This is a genomic window from Saliterribacillus persicus (genome assembly GCF_003337485.1).
In the GTDB taxonomy this organism is placed as follows: domain Bacteria; phylum Bacillota; class Bacilli; order Bacillales; family Amphibacillaceae; genus Saliterribacillus; species Saliterribacillus persicus.
Genome location: NZ_QPJJ01000003.1, coordinates 103,110 through 123,709, shown reverse-complemented (window position 1 = coordinate 123,709; position 20,600 = coordinate 103,110). Strand labels below are relative to the sequence as shown.

The following is a 20,600-nucleotide window of genomic DNA, read 5'->3' as shown; positions in this document are numbered from 1 at the left end:
AGCGAACCTCCCGAATTTTTGTTAGAATATGTAGAATATTAAATAATTGTCTACTTTAGATTATCGCAAAAAGTCGAGCCTGAAACAAGTTATTAATAAAAAGAATGTATAAGTGTTATGATTTGTTTTGTTTGTTTAGCCAATAATTCAGAACTGTGCTCCATACAAGCTTCTAGACTTAGTGGTTTATTTACGATCGAGAAGCAACCATTAAATTTTTCTCTAAGCTTATCACTGTCATCACCAAGGCTCCCTGAGATTAACAGGATAGGAATATCGTGCTTATTGGCAAGATCAGCAATATATCCAGGTGCTTTACCAAACAGTGTTTGTTGGTCACTTTGTCCTTCTCCAGTTATAACTAAGTCACTTTTCTTTAGGGTTTCTTCTAATAATGTTGCTTGGGCAATTAATTGAGCTCCTGACACTAATTCTCCACCAAGGGCAAGGAGAGCAAAGCCTAAGCCACCAGCAGCTCCTGCACCAGGGATGGTCTTAAGTGATAAGTTTCGGTCTTTTTCTAATAAAGAACCAAAATTATCTAATGCCTTATCTAAAAACTCTACTTGTTCAGCTGTACCACCCTTTTGAGGTCCATATATATAACTTGCACCGTTTGGTCCGCATAATGGGTTATCTACGTCACAAGCTACTTTAATCGAAATTTCATCTAAACGTGGATCTAAATGTTCTGTACTTATTTTATGTATGTTTTTTAGGTCACTACCAAAGCCTGTTAATGTATTGCCATCCTCGTCCCAAGCTCTTAAACCTAAAGCTTGTAACATTCCTAGCCCACCGTCATTTGTTGCACTTCCACCAAGACCAATAATAAAAGAGGTGCAGCCACGTTCTAGACCATCTAAAATTGCCTCCCCAATTCCATAGGTAGTTGTATACTCCGGATTTCTTTTTTCGTTAGGTACTTGTGTTAATCCAGCTAATAGAGCAGTTTCTATAATAGCAGTATTTCCATCGATGATCGCATACGATGATTGTATCGAGTTGCCCAAAGGTCCAGAACAGGTAAGCTGAATTTCTTTGCCTTCAGTTGCTGATAAAATTGCCTCGATGGTGCCTTCTCCACCATCTGCCATCGGTTTGATAGTTACTTCGTCATTGCAAATCTCTTTGATGGCTTCTCGCATGATTTTCGCAGCTTCCATTGAAGATAAACTTCCTTTAAAAGAATCAGGTGCTAATAAAATATTCATGAGGGTCCCTCCAAGTTTTTGAATGCGTTTTCTCGATTATACCAAAAAAAACAGCTTTCTTTTAGTTGTTTATTCAATTAAAAATTGCAGTTTTTAAGGGTTTCTGCTTGTTTATTAAATCCGCTATTTGATCGTATGATTTAAATATGCGCTATTAAAATAAAAAATTTTTTTGTTTAATGCGTATCATTTCATATAAAAAAGGATAGCACTATAGGCTATCCTTGTGAGATTCAAGCTTCTCTATTAATAAAAGATTGTTTGGATTTCATTGATTTGCGCATTTCAAGTAGCATGATTGTAAATGCAATATGTCCATATATTAGGTTGGCGTAGAAAAAGACCCATAGGAACGATTCAGCTCCTGAAATTCCAGTTGTCACATACTTGATGAACACAAACCATGCAGCTAGGATAAAGGGTATCTGACCGATAGCGGTTTTTTTCCAATTATCAGCCCATAATAATAGTGGCGTGGCACTAAATATAAACAAGAAAATTAATAATATATCCATTATTTGTTCCTCCTCGTTGTAGTTTTTATGCATTTAGGCATTTAAAATTTAAGTTGTAAGTGGTTACAAATATAGTATATCATTTTTGTTCATAAATTTGTAACAATTAATTCGAAAAGTTGTCACATTTATAAAAATTTTATTTTTAATGTGAATGAAAGAAAAAAACATTGAGGGCAGCAATACTAATAGGAAATTTTGCGAGAGGTGGAATTCATTCCATTTTCCTTTTCATAGAAAAACCCCCAACGCAAGTCAATACGTTGGGGGTTAGGAAAGAATCAACCAGTGTTACGAAGACCAGCAGCAACACCATTAATAGTAAGCAATGCTTCCATTAATAATTCATTTGCTTGCTCATCATCTTCTTCACCGCTTCGAACTTGTGAAACGAGTTGAACCTGTAATTGATTCAATGGATCCACTAGTGGGTTACGAAGACGAACAGATTCTTTGATATTTGGTTGGTGATCAAGAAGCTCGTCTTGCTCCGTGATTTGTAAGACAACATCCTTTGTTACTTGATATTCTTCAGAAATAGCACCAAAAATACGATCTCTTATTTCTGTATCTTTTACCATATTGGCATATTCCTTCGCAGTTTCTAAGTCTGCTTTTGTTAGTGCCATTTGTAAATTGTTTATCGTAGCTTTAAAGAATGGCCAATGATTGTACATTTGTCTTAGCTCATCGATGTTATTTGTTTTATCTAGATATTTTTTAAATCCTGTTCCGGCAGCGTACCAAGCAGGTAGCAATTGTCTACTTTGTGTCCAAGCAAATACCCATGGAATGGCACGAAGGTCTTCAAAACGGCTACTGCCTTTACGCTTCATAGGTCTTGAACCAATGTTTAATGCACCTAGTTCATGAAGTGGTGTTGCTTCATTGAAATACGTGATAAAACCTGGATCCTTGAAGATGAGCTGCTGATATTTATCTAACGCATACTCGGAAATTTCAGCCATTGTATGCTCTTCTTGTTCGGTTGGTTGCATGGATTGTCCATCCTCATTATTAAGCCCCATAATAGAGGTCAACAATGTGGAGGTTGCTTGCTCCAGACTTCTATATGCAATGTCATGTAGCAAGTAACGAGATGAAAGTACTTCACCTTGTTCTGTAATCTTTACACCATCACCTAATGTAACTGCTGGTTGTGATAATAGGCTGGAGTAAAGTGGTCCGCCACCACGACCTAATGATCCGCCACGTCCATGGAAGTATTTTAATTTTAATCCATGATTTGAAGCAATATCATGAATCTCTTGTTGTGCTTTATAAAGCTCCCAGTTCGCTGTGATGTTACCACCATCTTTACTACTATCGGAGTAACCAAGCATAATTTCTTGTAAGTCGCCGCGCGCACTTAAATGCTTACGGTATAAAGGTATATCTAATATCTTCTTCATCATTTCTGGACCATGTTTAAGGTCATCAATTGTTTCAAGTAGAGGTGCCACATGTATGCGACTAACTACCTTACCGTTTGGATAGACACGATATAGTCCAGCTTCCTTAGCAAGTACTAATACTTCAAGTAAATCACTAACAGAAGTAGTCATACTAATAAGATAGACCTCAATTGCACGTAGACCAAAAGTATCCTGTGCACGTTTAATCATACGGAAAGTATCGATTACTTCTGAGGTATCTGCATTAAATTCATCATATATAGAAATAAGTGGTCTTGGATTCTCAAGTACTTTAGTTAAAACTTTTACTTTTTCATCCTCATCTAATGCCTTATAATCCTCTGAAATGTTAACCTTACGAAGTATTTCAGTTAAGGCAGATTCATGCTCACCACTATGGTTTCTTACATCTAAGGACGCTAAATGGAATCCAAATAGATCTACTTGACGAATCACTTTACGCAAAAGCTTAATAGGGTTGTGATTTGGATGATGCTTCACCATACTATCTCGAATGAGATAAAGATCCTCTAACAGTTCTTCAGCCTTTTGATAACCAAGCTTATGATCTTCGCGTGTATAGGCTAGCTTTTTAAGCATTAAAGAAAGCTTGTCTCGATATACTTCATCCTGTTTATGCCAACCATCGTATTTTAAATCTTGCTTGTCTTTTTTGATAGATTCTACAAGCTCTTCGCTTACTTCTATTTTTTTAGCAGAATGGCTCAAACGACCATGTAAGGTTTCTAACGCTTCATTATACTTTTCTAAAGCAAGCTCACGATGACGTTTTAATGTTTCAAAGGTTGTAGTCGCTTTAACATTTGGGTTACCATCTCTATCTCCACCGATCCATGAACCGAAGCGAAGGAAGGAAGGAATATCCCATCGTTGATTATATTTTTCATATAAGAGATCTTCTAAATCTTCATGAATTCGTGGTAGCACATCAAATAATACTTTATCAAAGTAGAAAAGACCGTTTGAAACTTCCTTCATAACAGAAGGTTTTTTCTCTCTGATTTCCTGCGTTTGCCAAAGAATTGTAATTTCATTTGCAATACGTTCTTTGATTATTTTTTTCTCATAGCGTGTATAGGCGTAATCCCAATTAGTTAATAAATCAGCGATGCGCTGATGAATTTGTAAAATCGTTCTTCTTGTTGCTTCTGTTGGGTGAGCGGTAATAATAAGCTCCAGCGATAATTTTTCTAAAAGCCCTGAAATTTGATCAGGGGTAATATCATTATCTGTAAGTTCCTTGACCGCTGCTTCTAATGAACCAGGTTGAATAATATTAGCATCCTGAGCCTGATACTCTCTACGTCTTCTAGTTCTATAATTTTGCTCCGCAATGTTTAACAAATGTAACTGTACAGAAAATGCACGGATTACATTAGGTCGAATGGAAGGATTAAGCTTACTTATCTCATCTTTAATTTCTTTATAAACTTCCTTATCCTTTGTTTCTCTGAGGTTGATGGACAGTGTTCTAATTTTATTTACTTTTTCAAGTAAAACTTCTCCACCTTCGTTTAGAAGGACATCGTCCAGTATCTTACTTAAGTAATCTGCATCTCTTAATATAGATACACTATTTTTTTCTTGTAGATTTTCTTCCATGTTTCACACTTCCTTTCCATGTTGTTTGTGCTTGAGTTTCATTATATTTTGTTTAATTGCTTGCTTTCCTGATCGTTTTTAGAAGGTAGGCGTGAATCCTTCGTTGATAAGAATAGTTTAGATGTTTATTTTGGAATAGGTATTTTACTCCAATATACACATCTATTTATTCTTCCATAATGCGGATGAAGTAAATAATAGAGGACTAGGCAAAAAGCTTTCCTATTTGCGTGATGAGTACTTCAAATAGGACTTGAAAATTTCAACCCAAAATTAATGATAACATGTTTTTTATAAAAAAATAAGTAATTCACTTATTCATTTACAATATTATCCAATCAAAAAGTATAATTGATCTAATTCTGCGATTGTTTTAATCACGCTTATTTTGTCGAAAAAAGTTACAGGGTAGTGAGAGCTGAAGTCTTGATACAAAAATAGTGTAAGCGAATACTAAAAATTTAGCAAATATTAAAAATATTTTGTGGTAGGGCACAGGTTTGCTATTATTGAATTAATCGCAAAAAGTTATCATTATTTTAACGATTAGTTAATTCTTATAGAAATTTACTTAAAGAATTTATTGGAGGGAATAAAATGGAGAAGTATATATTGGCAATTGATCAGGGAACTACGAGCTCACGTGCTATATTATTTAATCACGCGGGGGAACGTATTGCTACAGGGCAAAAGGAATTCGAACAATTTTTTCCTAGGTCAGGCTGGGTGGAGCAGGACGCAAATGAAATATGGACTTCTGTCTTAGCATGTATTGCAGACGTGTTTAGAAAAGCCGATGTGCATGCGTCTCAAGTAAAAGGAATAGGCATTACCAATCAAAGGGAAACTACTGTTATATGGGATAAGCACACTGGAAAACCTATTTACAGAGCAATCGTGTGGCAATCGAGGCAAACGGATGAGATATGTCAACAACTAAGAGAAGAGGGCTATACCAATTTATTTAGATCGAAAACTGGGTTATTAATAGATGCTTATTTTTCAGGAACAAAAATAAAATGGATATTAGATAATGTGGAAGGCGCTAGAGAAAGGGCAGAGGCAGGGGATCTTTCATTTGGAACGATCGATTCTTGGCTTGTATATAAATTAACTGGTGGAAAAGCTCACGTGACAGATTACTCTAACGCTTCAAGGACATTATTATATAACATTTATGATTTAAAATGGGATCAGGAATTATTGGATGTTTTGACCATTCCAAAAAGTATGCTTCCTGAGGTGAGACCGTCTTCAGAGGTTTATGGTGAAACGGTTAGCTATCATTTTTTTGGGGAAAACGTACCAATTGCCGGTATGGCAGGCGACCAACAGGCTGCATTATTTGGGCAAGCCTGTTATAAAAAAGGGATGGTAAAAAACACGTATGGAACAGGTTGTTTTATGCTGATGCACACGGGTGAAGAGCCTGTTAAGTCGGATCATGGACTTTTAACCACTCTTGCTTGTGGATTTGACGGAAAAGTAGAGTACGCACTAGAGGGAAGTATTTTTGTAGCTGGTTCTGCAATACAGTGGTTACGTGATGGGATGCGGATGATCAAAAAGGCAGCGGATACAAAGAAGTACGCAGAGCGGATTACTTCTACTGATGGTGTCTATTTCGTGCCAGCATTTGTTGGGTTAGGAACACCTTACTGGGATAGTGATGCTCGTGGAGCGGTATTTGGATTGACAAGAGGAACAACGAAAGAGCATTTTATCCGTGCTGCATTAGAAGCACTTGCTTATCAAACGAAGGATGTGCTAGATGCTATGGTCACTGATTCAGGTATGGAAGTTTCTGCTTTACGAGTAGATGGAGGAGCTGTATATAATGATTTTCTTATGCAGTTTCAAAGTGACATAGTAGGAGTACCGGTGGAAAGGCCAATCATCAATGAAACCACTGCTTTAGGGGCAGCTTATTTAGCTGGTTTAGCGGTAGGGTTTTGGAAAGATCGTGATGAAATAGAGCAACAATGGAAAAAAGAAATTACCTTTGAACCTTTAATGGAAGAAAAAGAACGGAAAGACTTGTATAATGGATGGAGGAAAGCAGTGGAAGCAACACGTGTTTTTAAATGAAATAAGTTTCGATGATAGAAGGAGGAGTAAACTATGGGGACATTTTCTAGTTTAAATCGGAATAAGCTCTATCAAGATATCGAACAAAAAAAGGTAGATTTACTCGTCATTGGTGGCGGTATTACTGGTGCAGGAATCGCTTTAGATGCTGTAAGGAGAGGCTTAACCGTAGGCCTTGTAGAGATGCAAGACTTTGCAGCAGGAACCTCGAGCAGATCGACAAAACTCGTTCATGGAGGACTCCGTTATCTAAAACAATTTGAAGTAAAAATGGTATCAGAAGTTGGAAAAGAACGTGCAATTGTATATGAGAACGGACCGCATGTAACGACACCTGAATGGATGATGCTTCCGTTTTATAATGGAGGCACATTTGGACCACTGATGACTAATGTGGGTCTGCGTGTTTATGATTTTTTAGCAGGTGTAAAAAAAGAAGAACGAAGGAAAATATTAACAAAAGAAGAAGCGTTAGAAAAGGAGCCGCTTTTAAAAGGCGAAGATCTTAAAGGCGCAGGTTACTATGTCGAATATAAAACGGATGATGCTCGTCTAACTATAGAAGTTCTTAAAAAAGCCGTAGAAAATGGAGCACACGCTCTCAATTATGCAAAAGCGCAACAATTCATATATGAAGAAGAAAAAATAACTGGGGTGGAAGTAGAAGACCAGTTAGATGGTTCTAAACACATTTTCCATGCCAAGTATGTGGTCAATGCTACTGGACCATGGGTAGATACGTTAAGAGAAAAAGACCATTCCAAACACGGGAAGTCCTTGCAGCTTACTAAAGGGGTGCACTTGGTATTTGACCAAGCAAAATTTCCGCTGAAACAAGCTATTTATTTTGACACACCAGATGGACGAATGGTATTTGCTATTCCGCGTGACGGTAAGGCGTATATAGGGACTACTGATACGGTATTTAAAGGTGATATCAGTCAACCACCTGTTAACGAAGTGGATCAAGCTTATGTATTAGATGCCATCCAATTTATGTTTCCAAACCTGGGTTTAAAAGAAGAGGATATTGAGTCTAGCTGGGCAGGATTACGCCCGTTAATACATGAAGATGGAAAAGACCCATCAGAAATTTCTAGAAAAGATGAGATATTCGAATCTGATTCAGGACTTATTTCCATGGCTGGAGGAAAATTGACTGGTTACCGTAAGATGGCGGAAGAGGTATTGGAATTAATTACTTCTAAAATGAAAGAAAAGGAAGGCATATTTTATGGACCAAGTAATACGATAGATTTACCTTTATCGGGTGGAGATGTTGGCGGGTCTATTGGCTTTGTTTCTTTTAAAAAGGAATGGATTAAAAAAGCGGTACAGGACGGTTTGGAGGAAGAAGATGCAGAAAATATTGTGAATCGATATGGCTCTAACGCATCGATTATTTTAGAAAACTATAAAAAGGTCAGCGCCCATCCTTTTTCCGAAAAATTAAGTCCTGTCACAGAAGCAATCCTACAATATAGTATGGAGTATGAAGCGGTATGTAAACCGATAGACTTCTTTAACCAACGTACGAGTGCTCTATATTTTAATATTGGATGGATTGAACGTGTAAAGCCAGAAGTAATTAAGTATATGCAGGAAAAATTAAATTGGCCAGATGAAATTAAGGCTCGTTATGAGCAAGAGTTAACAGAAGCAATTCAAGGTGCTAAGCCTATTATACCAAGCTATAGTTAAATTTTTTTTATTATAAATAGAGGAGCTGGTGAACGGTTTGAAAAAATTAATCAATCATCCAGAACAAGTCGTAGAAGAAATGATAGAAGGCATTCTTTTAGCACACCCTGGTCGTTTTGAAAGAATAGAAAAAACGACGGTACTCACTCGAAAAAGCACAGTACAGCTTAATAAGGTCGGCTTAGTAAGTGGCGGCGGAAGCGGACATGAACCCGCTCATGTAGGTTATGTTGGAGAAGGCATGCTAGATGCTGCAGTGTTTGGTGAGGTGTTTACTTCACCTACACCAGACCAAATTCTAGAAGCCATTAAAGCGGTAGATTATGGTAAAGGTGTATTATTAATTATAAAAAACTACACCGGAGATGTGATGAACTTTGAAATGGCACAAGAACTAGCTGAAGCAGAAGGCATTCAGGTTGAAAAAGTAATTGTAGCGGATGACGTAGCCGTAGAGGATAGTACTTTTACGATTGGTAGAAGAGGTATTGCGGGTACGGTTTTGGTACATAGGATTGCTGGAGCTATGGCGGAAACTGGCGCCACCCTGCAGGAAGTAAAGGAAGCGGCAGAGAAAGTGATAAACAACGTTAGATCTATGGGGATGGCAATTTCTGCTTGTACTGTGCCTGCTGCAGGTAAGCCTAGCTTTCAATTAGCTGATGACGAGATGGAAATTGGAATTGGTATTCACGGAGAACCTGGTATCAATCGTACCAAGATACAGTCCTCTAAAGAAGTAGCTTCTATTTTAGTGAATAAGATACTAGCGGATTTTAATTATGAAAATAGTGAGGTAGCAGTCTTGATTAATGGGCTAGGAGCAACTCCGGAAATGGAGCTGTATATTCTTAATAAAGAGGTGCAAAGGATTTTAACAGAAAAGAATGTAGCGATTTATAAAACCTGGGTTGGAGAATATATGACATCTCTTGAAATGTCTGGGGTTTCTGTAACTCTATTAAAGCTTGATAATCAAATGAAAGAATTGTTTGCTCAAAAAGTAAATACCTTAACATTTCAAGAATAAGAGGAGTGGATGAATTAAATGGAATTAACGGTTGATATGGCTATAAATTGGATGGAAATAGCAAGAGATAAATACAAAGAAAATAAAGAAACATTGACGATGCTGGACCAAGCGATTGGTGACGGTGACCATGGTATTAATATGGCAAGAGGGTATCAAGCTGTAGTGGAGAAAATAGCTGAAACTGAGTATGATCATCCTGCTGATGTACTAAAAAGTGTTGCAATGACATTAATGGCTAAAGTAGGTGGAGCTTCAGGTCCGTTATATGGTACTGCATTTATGAATATGTCAATGGTAATGAAGGGTAAAACAGTGGATCAAAAAGTATTAAAAGAAGCTATTGATCACGCGATTACTGGTATGAAGCAAAGAGGGAAATCAGAAATTGGTGAAAAAACATTGCTCGATGTCTGGGATCAAGTTTCTTCCTATTTAGACAGTGAGGATTTAAGTGAACCGAAAGAAATTATAGAAGTTTGTCAAGCGGTAGTCGAGGATACCAAACAGATCCAAGCAACAAAGGGTCGTGCTTCCTATCTAAATGAGAGATCAATCGGGCACGAGGATCCTGGCTCCATGTCCTCCTTTTATTTATTTGAAGCGCTAGCTGAAGTTTTAGAAAAGGAAGCGACGGTCTGATGGAATACGTAGGTGTCGTAATAATTTCACATAGTTCAAAGCTTGCGGAGGGTCTACTGGAGCTCATTAGACAAGTGATCAAAGATGTACCAGTTGCTACAGCTGGAGGAACTGAAGACGGGGAAATCGGAACGAGTATGGAAAAGATACATGAAGCTATTTCGAGCGTGATGTCAGAAAAAGGTGTAATTGCACTTTACGATTTGGGAAGCGCTAGAATGAATGCAGAAATGGCAGTTGAATTCAATCAGCTTGAAAATGTAACGATCGCAAATGGTATACCATTAGTGGAAGGGTCTTATGTTGCAGCAGTAGAGTCAAGTATCGGAAAATCTCGAGAGGAAATAGAAGAAGCTATTCAGAAAGTGAAGCAAATGGAAATATAAAGTAAGGTGGATCTACTAATAAATACTTAGGGTGATGTTAAAATGTATCAGCTTAAAACAAAAGAAAATGATAAAGATGTCATCGAATTTATTGAGCAAGTAGAAAGCCCTAAAAAAAGAGAAGATGCTTATCGCTTATTAGATATTTTTACAGAAACGACAGGGTACGAGGCAAAAATGTGGGGAGCAAGTATAATTGGGTTTGGATCCTACCATTATAAATACCCAACTGGTCATGAGGGCGATGCAGCGTTAGTAGGTTTTTCATCTCGCAAAGCTAAAATCAGTCTTTATTTTGCCACTGGTGATACGGAGCGTGCTGAACTATTGAATAAGTTTGGAAAGCATACTTCAGGTAAAGCCTGTGTCTATATTAATAAAGTCGATGATATCGATGTAGATGTGTTAAAAGCTTTAATTCATCAGTCGATTGATTTTCTGAAAGCTACTTTTCCAGAAAAATAAGATGATCAAAAAAGACAGAGCGATTTTTTGCTCTGTCTTTTATTAAGGTAGGAAAGTATATAATCGTTGGTATTACAACATTTTGGTAGCTTATTCACGTTTTAAATGTGAAATAAACAAAGAGATTGTGGACTAGTAATGTTGTATATTATGAGCGTTATCGTGTGCAAGGAAATCGCTTCGGCTGTCCACTTCCCTTTCCGTAGGGTTTTCCCTTCAGCTAACTTCTCCAAGCATAGAACGCTTGAAAAAGTGGATCTTCAGGTAAAACGTTCCCACAGGAGTGGAAGTGGACGCCTACGCTGAATCAAGTTCTACAATGTTTGTAACAGCTAGTATTTTGGATTGATACACGAAAACAAGTAATCTGCTAATAAGTATAGCTTTCCTTCTTACCATTTATTTTAAGTGACACGAAGGAATGGCCATCCTGTTTATTTCGAAAATACCAAATAGGTCAATAATCATTATGCTCCTGATGTGACTTGATCCTTGATCAGAAGTGAAAGGACCGGGTGGGTTTTCCCGATTTTTCTAAAGGTATAAATTTTTTTAAAAAAGGTTAAAGATAAATTTAATTGATGGAAAGTTGTCTTGATTTTTTAGTTAGCACGTAACTCCTTCAAGAAAATGTAATGGTTTCTCCAATTTCACTCCACTCAACACCCAATTCATTCGGGAGACTTTCTTGTCTATAACATTGCTTTAATGTCTCACTCAACCCTTGAACTGTAGTTAATTTACGTTCGTCGTCATAAGCAATCCAGTGGTTCGGGAAAACAGGAATCTCTTTTACTGATTGATGCATCGCATAAATGGCATTTACATGACTAGAAGCTGCTTCTAATCCACAAAGAATATCCTTATGATTATGTTTAATAGCTTCTATACACACTGTCAATTTTTCTAAATGATTATGCTCAGGATCCTCATACTTTTTTACTGTTCCATCCTTGAATTCTACAATGATATCAGAGGTGGAACCATCTGGATGATACTTAATCATCGCATTTTCGAACGTTAGTGTATATTTTGGTCGGTACTCTTTTTCAACCGCATGTGAGGCTAAATAAGTAATATCTACATTATTTGTTGTTTTAATTTTCACAGCGCAGGTATCAAATGTTTCGATTGGATTGGCGCGATATAATTCAGCTGTTAAGGATTGAATGGTAGCGCTTTGGTCAATTTTTTCTCCACTTAAATAAAATAAATGGTGAAGAAAATGAGCTGTTGCATTATTAGCTACACTATCGAATATCATGTCACCATTTGCACTATATTTTTTACCTGCCCAGCTTGATCGATTATAGTAATCTTCATTTCTTGGCCAAAGTACCAGACTTTTCATTGACAGAGGTTTCCCGAATTCTCCATTTAAGATATCTTGTTTTAGTGATTGAACTGATTTTGTAAACGACCAGTTAAAACCAATTGCTAAAAATTTTCCTGTTTTATCTCTTGATTTCTTCATTTCTGTTAAATGCTCTGGGTTAGCAGTCACTGGCTTTTCGCATAAAACATGACTACCATGTTCCATTGCATAACAAGCTTGGTCTTTATGTAGGTGAATAGGTGTCGAGATAATTGCTAGATCCGCTTCTTGTTCTTCATAAAAGTCTTCAATTGAATTGTAAATAGGAATATTTTTATCCATGATAGTCTGATAGGCTGGAGCATGTTTAGGGTTAATTTCCACAACTCCTTTTACGTATGCGCTTACATCTGTACTCTCTAAAAGGGTCTTTGCATACATATTTCCATATCCGCCTATCCCTACTAATAATACAGAAACTTCTTTTGTCATCACTTTCGCCTCACTTTAATTATTTCTGAATCTATTATAGCTATGATAATATATAAGCAATATACCATAACTTCCTGATATTTGCAGGGGGGAGTTATAAAATGCTCGGAATCATGAACAAAAAAGAAGGATATTTGGAGGATGTTCCATGAAAAAAGAGTTGGATTTAACCCACATTGGAATTCGATTATATGAAAGTAAACATCAAGCAGGTGACGAAGTACTCGAGCATTATCATGGATTTTATCAACTGCTATATGTACTAGAAGGGGACGGCAAAATAATATTAAATGGAAAAAGTGATTCTTTTTCTCTTGATCATGTAGCGATGATCACGCCGAATTGCTCGCATGCAATTTTGTCCGATAATCGATTAACGATTCTAGTACTTGCCTTTGATGATGAAAGAATTGATCCGATGTATAAAAAGGATTTACTAGACAAGCAATTTAAAAATACGAAGCTACTGGAGCTTTCCCCTTTTGATAGTAGTGCTGTCAGACATATTTTACGAACCATGCTCTATGAAACTTCCAATGAAGGACCGATGAAAGAAGCTGCGATAAGAATTTATCTGTCTGAGCTTCTGCTAAAACTTGCTAGATCAGAAGATCAGACAGATTCGGTGGATGCAAATAGCTTACGAGCAGAAAGGTTAAAGAAATTCATTGACTCTCATTATTTTGAATTTATGCGAGCGGAGGATTTAGCGCAGAAATTACAGATGAGTACGAGACATATGAACAATATTTTTAAAGAAAATTATCATTTAACACCTATGCAATACCTTACCCATGTTCGAGTTGAATTAGCAAAAAAACTATTAACCGAATCTGATAAAGATATTGCTTCTATCTGTTTTGAAGTTGGTTTTGAATCGGTATCTACTTTTTATCGTAGCTTTAAACAAGCAACTTCGATTTCCCCACATAAATTTAGAACAGGGCAAAAACAAATAAAGGAATAGAATCTTATTTCCGAAATTAAGAATTTCATTCGGTAAGTTATAAGAATTTGTTATGCTGATCGGTTATGATGAAATCAGCATAACAAATTCTTTTTTTATAAGGAGAGAAAAAAATGGCAGAACGCAAAATTGGAATTATCATGAATGGTGTAACAGGAAGAATGGGTACAAACCAGCATTTAGTTCGCTCTATTGTAGCAATCAGAAATCAGGGTGGGGTGCAATTAAATAATGGAGATACGATTATGCCAGATCCGATTTTAATTGGACGTAATGAGAGTAAATTGAAAGCGTTAGCAGATAAGTATGAAGTAGAAAGATGGAGCACAGATCTAGAATCTGCTTTAAATGATTCGTATAATGAAATCTATTTTGATTCGCAAACAACTGTGAGACGTGCAGAAAGCATAAAACAAGCAATCGCAAAAGGGAAACATATCTATTGTGAAAAACCAACAGCAACAAGTGTGGAAGGGTCTATTGAACTTGCAAGATTGGCACAAGAAGCTGGCGTTAAAAATGGAGTTGTACAAGATAAATTGTTCTTGCCGGGCTTACTTAAATTGAAGCGCTTGATTGACTCTGGATTCTTCGGTGAAATGTTGTCTGTTCGTATGGAATTTGGTTACTGGGTATTTGAAGGTGACTGGCAGCCTGCACAACGTCCATCTTGGAATTATCGAAAAGAGGATGGCGGCGGAATCATTGTCGACATGTTTGCACACTGGCGTTATGTGATTGACAATTTATTCGGAAATGTCAAATCTGTTTCTTGTATCGGTAAAACGCATATTCCAGAGCGTATTGATGAAGAAGGCGAACGTTACCAAGCAACTGCTGATGATGCGGCATATGCAACGTTCGAGTTAGACAATGGTGTTGTCGTGCAAGCAAATTCTTCTTGGGCAGTTCGGGTAAATCGAGATGATTTATTAACGATTCAAGTAGACGGTACACACGGTAGTGCTGTTGCAGGACTTCGTGACTGTAAGGTACAGCATCGTGTGAACACACCAAAACCAACGTGGAATCCTGATATTGAAAATCCATTTAATTTTGAAGAACAATGGGAAGAGGTTCCGTCTAATCAAGAATATGATAATGGATTTAAAGTACAATGGGAGCTATTTTTAAAGCACATTGTGTTAGATGAAGCATTCCCTTGGGATCTTTTTGAAGGTGCAAAAGGAACACAATTATCTGACTTGGGATTACAATCTTGGGAAGAAAGACGTTGGGTAGACGTACCTGATATTAAAGCGTAGGAGGGTTTTTATGCCGAATAAAATCATTTTACCAAATAAAGATCGCAAGCTTTACACCTATGAAGCGAAAAATTACCAAGCATTTGATATACCTGAAAATAAACCGTTTGAAAAACGAATAGCTTATTCTGCTGCCCATGTGGTAGCAGATCCATTAAGTGACGCTGATCCAACAACCAATTCACAAATAGATTGGGATAAAACGATGGAATATCGTCATTATTTGTGGTCAATGGGACTATCAGTTGCAGAAGCAATGGATACAGCTCAACGAGGAATGGGACTTAGCTACGAGGGAGCTAAAGAATTAATGGCTCGCTCTTTAAAAGAAGCGAAATCCGTAGGTGGAAATATCGCTTGTGGTGTTGGAACAGATCAATTAGCCCCAGCTCCAGAAGTGACGATTGAGGAAGTAGAAGCGGCCTATGGTGAGCAAGTTTCATTTGTCGAATCAGAAGGAGGACAAATTATTCTGATGGCAAGTAGAGCACTAGCCGCTTGTGCTAAAGGGCCAGAAGATTACCAGCGCGTGTACAATAATATTTTACAAAATGTTTCAAAGCCTGTTATTCTACACTGGCTTGGGGATATGTTTGACCCAGCCTTAAAAGGATATTGGGGTCATGATGATGTCGATCAAGCAATGGAAGTTTGTTTGCAAATTATTAAAGATAATGAAGCGAAAGTAGATGGAATTAAAATTTCCTTATTAGATGATCAAAAGGAAATCGATATGCGTCGTCTTTTACCAGAGAGTGTCAAAATGTATACGGGGGACGATTTTAATTACCCACATTTAATAAAAGGTGATGAAAAAGGTCACAGTCATGCCTTGCTCGGAATTTTTGATGCAATTGCACCGGCTGCTGCTGCAGCGATGCATGCTTTAGATGCAGGTGATTTAGATAGATATGATGCACTACTTGAAAAAACAGTTCCGTTATCCAGACATATTTTCCAAACGCCAACCTTTTCATATAAAACAGGTGTTGTATTTATGGCTTATTTAAATGGTCATCAAGATCATTTTAGGATGATTGGTGGAAAAGAGAGTGCACGCTCAATTATTCATTTCGCTGATCTATTTGTGATGGCAGATGAAGCAGGGTTATTAAGAAAACCAGAGCAAGCCATTCAAAGAATGAAGCACCTGCTTAACTTATCTGGTGTCGATCAAGGAGGAAAATAATGAGTGAACAAGAGTTAATGAAGCGCCTAAGCCTAAATCAAATAACTACAGAGCAATGGAATTTAAAAGAAGCGGTAGAAGGTTCACTAAGGCATGATATCGAGTGGATTTCTGTGTGGAGACATAAGATAGAAGAAATCGGATTAAAGGCGAGTAAACGATTGATTCAAGATTCAGGGCTAAAGGTTTCGAGTGTCTGCCGTGGAGGAATGTTCCCTGCTCCAACTGCAAAGGAAAGAGCAGAAAGAATTGATGACAATAAACGAGCAATTGAAGAAGCAAGTGAGCTTGGAACCGACACACTAGTGCTTGTGTGTGGACCAAGTCCAGATCGCGATCTTTGTGCAGCAAGAAAATGGGTAGAAGAGGGTATTGATCAGCTGGTCCCATTTGCAAAGGATCATGGGGTAAAGCTTGCAATTGAACCACTACATCCGATGTTTGTAGCAGATCGTTCTGTGATCAATACACTTGAGCAGGCGACGACGATGGCTCAAAATCACGCTGCAGATGAAGTAGGTGTTATCGTTGATGTCTATCATGTTTTTTGGGATCCGAATCTTTATCATGAAATTAAGCGTGCAGAAGGAAGAATTTTAGGCTTCCATGTATCAGACTGGAAAGTACCAATGGCTGATATGTTTAAAGGACGTGCGATGATGGGTGATGGTGTGATCGAAATAAATCGCATGAGAAAAGCTGTGGAAGAAGCTGGTTATCATGGTCCTATTGAAGTTGAGATTATTAATCAAGCACTGTGGGATCAAAACGGTGATGACGTGTTGAAACAGGTAACATCCAGTTTCAAAAAACATGTATAAGATAGATTAACTAAGGTGAGATTCTCTAATTGAGGATCTCATTTTTGGTGAATCGCGGATATATTTCAATTTTAACGAATATATAGGCAAATTCGCGAATATATCAAATTTTTCGCGGATAAATGAGAGAGAACCAAAAAGAGGAGCTCACTCGTAAAAATTAATTTTACAATATTGTACAAACATGGTAGGTTTAAAGCATCATATATATGCTTAAAGGAGTTCAAAAAAGTGAAATTTAATCAGGATTCAATCGCTGTCTATTTAACTGTTACGCTTGTGTTTTCTCTCGCAGTTGCGGGACTGTGGATAGGGAAGAGTTATCTAGATGGGAAAACAGTATTTAATCAGACAAGCATTCAAGCAAATGGAAAAGCCTCTTTGAATCACACATACAAAAGTAGCACTCCTATTATTTTAACTACTAATCAGGAAATAGAGTTATTTAATGAAGAAGAAGAGATAGAAGACGAAGATCAAATCACGGGATTGGATGAAGAAATAGTAGATATTCAAGAAGAGACAAATGAAGAAACTACTTGGGAGAAAGAACCTGTACCTACATACTCAGAGAATTCTACCAGCACATCGACATCTACTAGCAAGAAGAAAACAACATCATCTGAAGCTAGCACTGATAATAATTCTTCTACTAAAAAGAAGGGTACATCCCCTACACCTAAGGAAGAAAGTCCAAAAGTAGATGAATCGGCGGAAGAAGACCCTTCTAATGAAGACGATTCATCAGAAAAGGAAGAAAAAGTTACAGAACCTGAGGAAATAGAAGATGAAATAGCAGACGAAGTAGAAGAAGAGGAAGAAGAAATAAAAGAGGAAATTGAAGATAGTCAAGATGCGGAACAAACAGATCAAACAGATCAACCTAATCAAACCAACGAAAATAAGGAAGATGAATAAAAACAAGCAGACTGCGACGCGGTCTGCTTGTTTTTTATGGATGAGATGACACTAGATGCTTTCGCCAGATAGATATGATACAAGAGCCCATCGTAAGATAAGTCTTGATAGACCAACATTTTAAATGCTAGAAAAGAAAACCATCCATCCCCCCTGTCACCTTTTAGACAAAAAGTTGTTACTACTTTGTGAACAATTGCACAAACTACTTTCCATACTTTCTAAACATGTTATTATAAGAATGTAAACAAAAACAAAACAACTTACACAAAATAATTTGTGAATGATTGAACAAAAACAAAAGGAGTGGTCAAGATGTTTGTAGAATTTTTAAGAGAAAATAAAATTGTTGCAGGAGTATTAGCACTTATTCGAGTATATCTAGGTTATAGCTGGCTAACATCAGGTTGGGGCAAGGTTACAGGAGGAACATTTGACGCAGGCGGCTTTATCCAAGGAGCAATTGGAAAAGCAAGTGGAGATCATCCCGCTGTACAAGGATGGTGGGCAAGCTTTCTAGAAACTGTTGCACTACCTGGAGCTAACGCATTTACCTTCATGGTAATGTGGGGAGAAGTATTAGTTGGATTAGCATTAATTTTAGGATTGTTTACAAATTTTGCAGCTTTAATGGGAATTTTAATGAATTTCGCTTTTATCTTCAGTGGAACAGTAAGCACAAACGGTCAAATGGTTTTATTAACAGCATTTATTTTAATCGCAGGCTACAATGCAGGACGCTTTGGACTAGATCGATACGTCATTCCATTTATTCGTAACAAATTTAATAACCGTAAAGGGAATGAAAAGCAAGTATTAGCAAACGTATAATTTTACTCAATTATGTGAATGATTGAACAAAAAATAATTTGAAGGAGTGTTGAAAATGTTTGTAGAATTTATTCGAAATAACAAAATAGCGGCTGGAGTATTAACTTTCTTAAGAGTATATATTGGTTACCAATGGTTGATGGGTGGCTGGGGTAAGATTACTGGTGGTGGATTTGATGCAGGTGGGTTTATCCAAGGTGCAATTGGAAAAGCGAGTGGAGAACACCCAGCGGTACAAGGCTGGTGGGCAAGCTTTTTAGAAGCTGTAGCTTTACCTGGTGCAGATGCTTTTACTTTCTTAGTAATGTGGGGAGAATTCTTAGTAGGGATCGCGCTAATTCTTGGATTATTTACTAACTTTGCAGCTTTAATGGGTATCGTAATGAACTTCGCATTCTTATTCAGTGGAACAGTAAGTACCAATGGTCAAATGATTCTAATCACTTTATTTTTACTAGTTGCAGGTTATAATGCAGGTCGCTTCGGACTTGATCGTTATGCAATTCCATATGTAAGACAATTATTCACAGCAAGAAAAGAGAAAAATTTCGAACCAAAAACAGTGGAAGTACATTAATTAGAAAACTCGTCATCTAAATGCAGATGGCGAGTTTTTTGTATGCAGAAAAATAATAGCAAAAAAAAGCGCACCCTCGATTAAGAGGATGCAAAGGGGGACAATCTATTTTGAATCAAAATACTGTACATTTAATTCATAGTAAACCCTTAGGTAACTACGAACAGTATATGTACACAACAACTATTGTAACCGTTTTCAGTATATGATACATAGAACTGTCTTTCAATCGGACTAAAGAACTATTTTTATGTTAAATTATAGAATTTAAATGTAGAATCTCTAATACTTCTGTGAAGTTTTTTTATAAAGGATTATATATTGCGCTAGTTTCAGTATTATTTTATAATTGAATAACTACCATACTAGTATAAATGGAGATGATTATTATTTCACCTAAAATTACAAGAGAACATGGTTCTTCAAGAGATTTTGCATATAACATGGTAAAAAAGCAAATTATGAACGGAGAAATTGTTCCAGGTACAAGAATGTCTGAAAAAGAAATTTCCGAGAAACTGGACCTAAGCAGAACTCCAGTACGTGAGGCATTTTTAAAATTAAATCAAGAAGGTCTTTTAGGAGTGACGCCTCAGGTTGGCACAAATGTAACAAGAATAGATTTGGCATTAGTGGAAGAAGGTAGGTTCGTCAGGGAGCACATCGAAAAGGCGATAGTAACATTGGCGTGTGAGAAGCTGACAAAGGATGATTTATTTCAGCTTGAAACAAATCTTACGTTGCAAGAGTTTTCAATTAAAAAATCCTCATTCAAGCGTTTATATGAATTAGATGATGAGTTTCACCACATTATCTATAAGGGCTGTAATAAGGAAAGAACATGGGAAATGGTGAAACGAATGAATATTCAGTTTGATCGATTGCGATTATTTAGATTAGCGGTAAATCATGATTGGGAAATTGTTGTTTCCCAGCACCGAGAAATTTTCGATGCTATTGAAAAAAGGGATGTAGTACTTGCTGCCAAGAAGACGCAGGAGCACTTAAGGTTAGTTGACATTGAAAAGGATAAGTTAAAAGAAGAGTATCCTACGTATTTCACACTATAATAAATGAAAAATTTAACGAACTATAGCGTAAGAAAAACTAAGGATTTTGCCATAAAGACTTGGCGATAAACCAAGA

The 20,600-nt window shown here is 37.0% G+C and carries 18 protein-coding genes; 14 read left to right on the top strand and 4 right to left on the bottom strand.

What is annotated here, in order from left to right; genetic code table 11:
* Positions 1–92: 92 nt before the first annotated feature.
* The 3 genes from DFR57_RS04270 to ppc form a co-directional block, all read right to left on the bottom strand.
* Complete coding sequence (locus DFR57_RS04270) at positions 93–1,214, bottom strand: glycerate kinase (RefSeq protein ID WP_114351924.1); 1,122 nt, start codon at positions 1,212–1,214, stop codon at positions 93–95.
* A gap of 233 nt (positions 1,215–1,447) precedes the next feature.
* Entirely contained in the window at positions 1,448–1,729 is a 282-nt protein-coding gene (locus DFR57_RS04265) for a spore morphogenesis/germination protein YwcE (protein ID WP_114351923.1), read from the bottom strand.
* Between the two features lie 281 nt (positions 1,730–2,010).
* On the bottom strand, positions 2,011–4,767 hold the full coding sequence (gene ppc / locus DFR57_RS04260; RefSeq protein WP_114351922.1) for a phosphoenolpyruvate carboxylase: 2,757 nt from the start codon (positions 4,765–4,767) through the stop codon (positions 2,011–2,013).
* Positions 4,768–5,364: 597 nt separating this feature from the next.
* Between ppc and glpK the strand changes: the two genes are divergently transcribed.
* The 6 genes from glpK to DFR57_RS04230 are packed head-to-tail and all read left to right on the top strand — an operon-like array spanning position 5,365 to position 11,079.
* Entirely contained in the window at positions 5,365–6,855 is a 1,491-nt protein-coding gene (glpK, locus tag DFR57_RS04255) for a glycerol kinase GlpK (RefSeq protein WP_114351921.1), read from the top strand.
* 33 nt (positions 6,856–6,888) lie between these two features.
* Positions 6,889–8,556 (top strand): glycerol-3-phosphate dehydrogenase/oxidase, encoded by a 1,668-nt coding sequence (locus tag DFR57_RS04250; protein ID WP_114351920.1) that lies wholly within the window; start codon positions 6,889–6,891, stop codon positions 8,554–8,556.
* Positions 8,557–8,593: 37 nt separating this feature from the next.
* Entirely contained in the window at positions 8,594–9,586 is a 993-nt protein-coding gene (gene dhaK / locus DFR57_RS04245) for a dihydroxyacetone kinase subunit DhaK (RefSeq protein WP_114351919.1), read from the top strand.
* Between the two features lie 18 nt (positions 9,587–9,604).
* Positions 9,605–10,228 (top strand): dihydroxyacetone kinase subunit DhaL, encoded by a 624-nt coding sequence (gene dhaL, locus DFR57_RS04240; protein ID WP_114351918.1) that lies wholly within the window; start codon positions 9,605–9,607, stop codon positions 10,226–10,228.
* Positions 10,228–10,614, top strand: a complete 387-nt coding sequence (gene dhaM, locus DFR57_RS04235) for a dihydroxyacetone kinase phosphoryl donor subunit DhaM (protein ID WP_114351917.1) — start codon at positions 10,228–10,230, stop codon at positions 10,612–10,614. Before dhaL ends, dhaM begins: the two co-directional genes overlap by 1 nt.
* Positions 10,615–10,656: 42 nt before the next feature.
* A complete protein-coding gene (locus DFR57_RS04230; RefSeq protein WP_114351916.1) occupies positions 10,657–11,079 on the top strand; it encodes a DUF1801 domain-containing protein in 423 nt (140 codons plus the stop codon).
* Between the two features lie 622 nt (positions 11,080–11,701).
* Here DFR57_RS04230 and DFR57_RS04225 read toward each other — a convergent pair.
* A complete protein-coding gene (locus tag DFR57_RS04225; RefSeq protein WP_114351915.1) occupies positions 11,702–12,886 on the bottom strand; it encodes a Gfo/Idh/MocA family protein in 1,185 nt (394 codons plus the stop codon).
* 148 nt (positions 12,887–13,034) lie between these two features.
* Here DFR57_RS04225 and DFR57_RS04220 point away from each other — a divergent pair, with 148 nt between their 5' ends.
* The 8 genes from DFR57_RS04220 (at position 13,035) to DFR57_RS04185 (ending at position 20,524) form a co-directional block, all read left to right on the top strand.
* Positions 13,035–13,853, top strand: coding sequence for an AraC family transcriptional regulator (locus DFR57_RS04220; protein ID WP_114351914.1), 819 nt, complete (start codon positions 13,035–13,037; stop codon positions 13,851–13,853).
* Positions 13,854–13,966: 113 nt separating this feature from the next.
* Positions 13,967–15,118, top strand: a complete 1,152-nt coding sequence (locus tag DFR57_RS04215) for a Gfo/Idh/MocA family protein (RefSeq protein WP_114351913.1) — start codon at positions 13,967–13,969, stop codon at positions 15,116–15,118.
* 10 nt (positions 15,119–15,128) lie between these two features.
* Positions 15,129–16,307, top strand: a complete 1,179-nt coding sequence (locus DFR57_RS04210; protein WP_114351912.1) for a dihydrodipicolinate synthase family protein — start codon at positions 15,129–15,131, stop codon at positions 16,305–16,307.
* Positions 16,307–17,128 carry a sugar phosphate isomerase/epimerase family protein gene (locus DFR57_RS04205; RefSeq protein WP_114351911.1) on the top strand — a complete coding sequence of 274 codons (822 nt, stop codon included), beginning with the start codon at positions 16,307–16,309 and terminating at the stop codon, positions 17,126–17,128. The genes DFR57_RS04210 and DFR57_RS04205 overlap by 1 nt, the downstream gene beginning before the upstream one ends.
* Before the next feature lie 231 nt (positions 17,129–17,359).
* The gene (locus DFR57_RS04200) at positions 17,360–18,046 is read left to right on the top strand and encodes a hypothetical protein (protein WP_114351910.1); all 687 of its coding nucleotides are present in this window, start codon (positions 17,360–17,362) and stop codon (positions 18,044–18,046) included.
* 315 nt (positions 18,047–18,361) lie between these two features.
* The gene (locus DFR57_RS04195) at positions 18,362–18,877 is read left to right on the top strand and encodes a DoxX family protein (RefSeq protein ID WP_114351909.1); all 516 of its coding nucleotides are present in this window, start codon (positions 18,362–18,364) and stop codon (positions 18,875–18,877) included.
* A 55-nt stretch (positions 18,878–18,932) separates the two neighbouring features.
* Positions 18,933–19,454: a DoxX family protein gene (locus DFR57_RS04190; RefSeq protein WP_114351908.1), complete on the top strand. Its 522-nt coding sequence runs from the start codon at positions 18,933–18,935 to the stop codon at positions 19,452–19,454.
* Positions 19,455–19,834: 380 nt separating this feature from the next.
* A complete protein-coding gene (locus DFR57_RS04185) occupies positions 19,835–20,524 on the top strand; it encodes a GntR family transcriptional regulator (RefSeq protein ID WP_114351907.1) in 690 nt (229 codons plus the stop codon).
* Positions 20,525–20,600 lie beyond the last annotated feature (76 nt).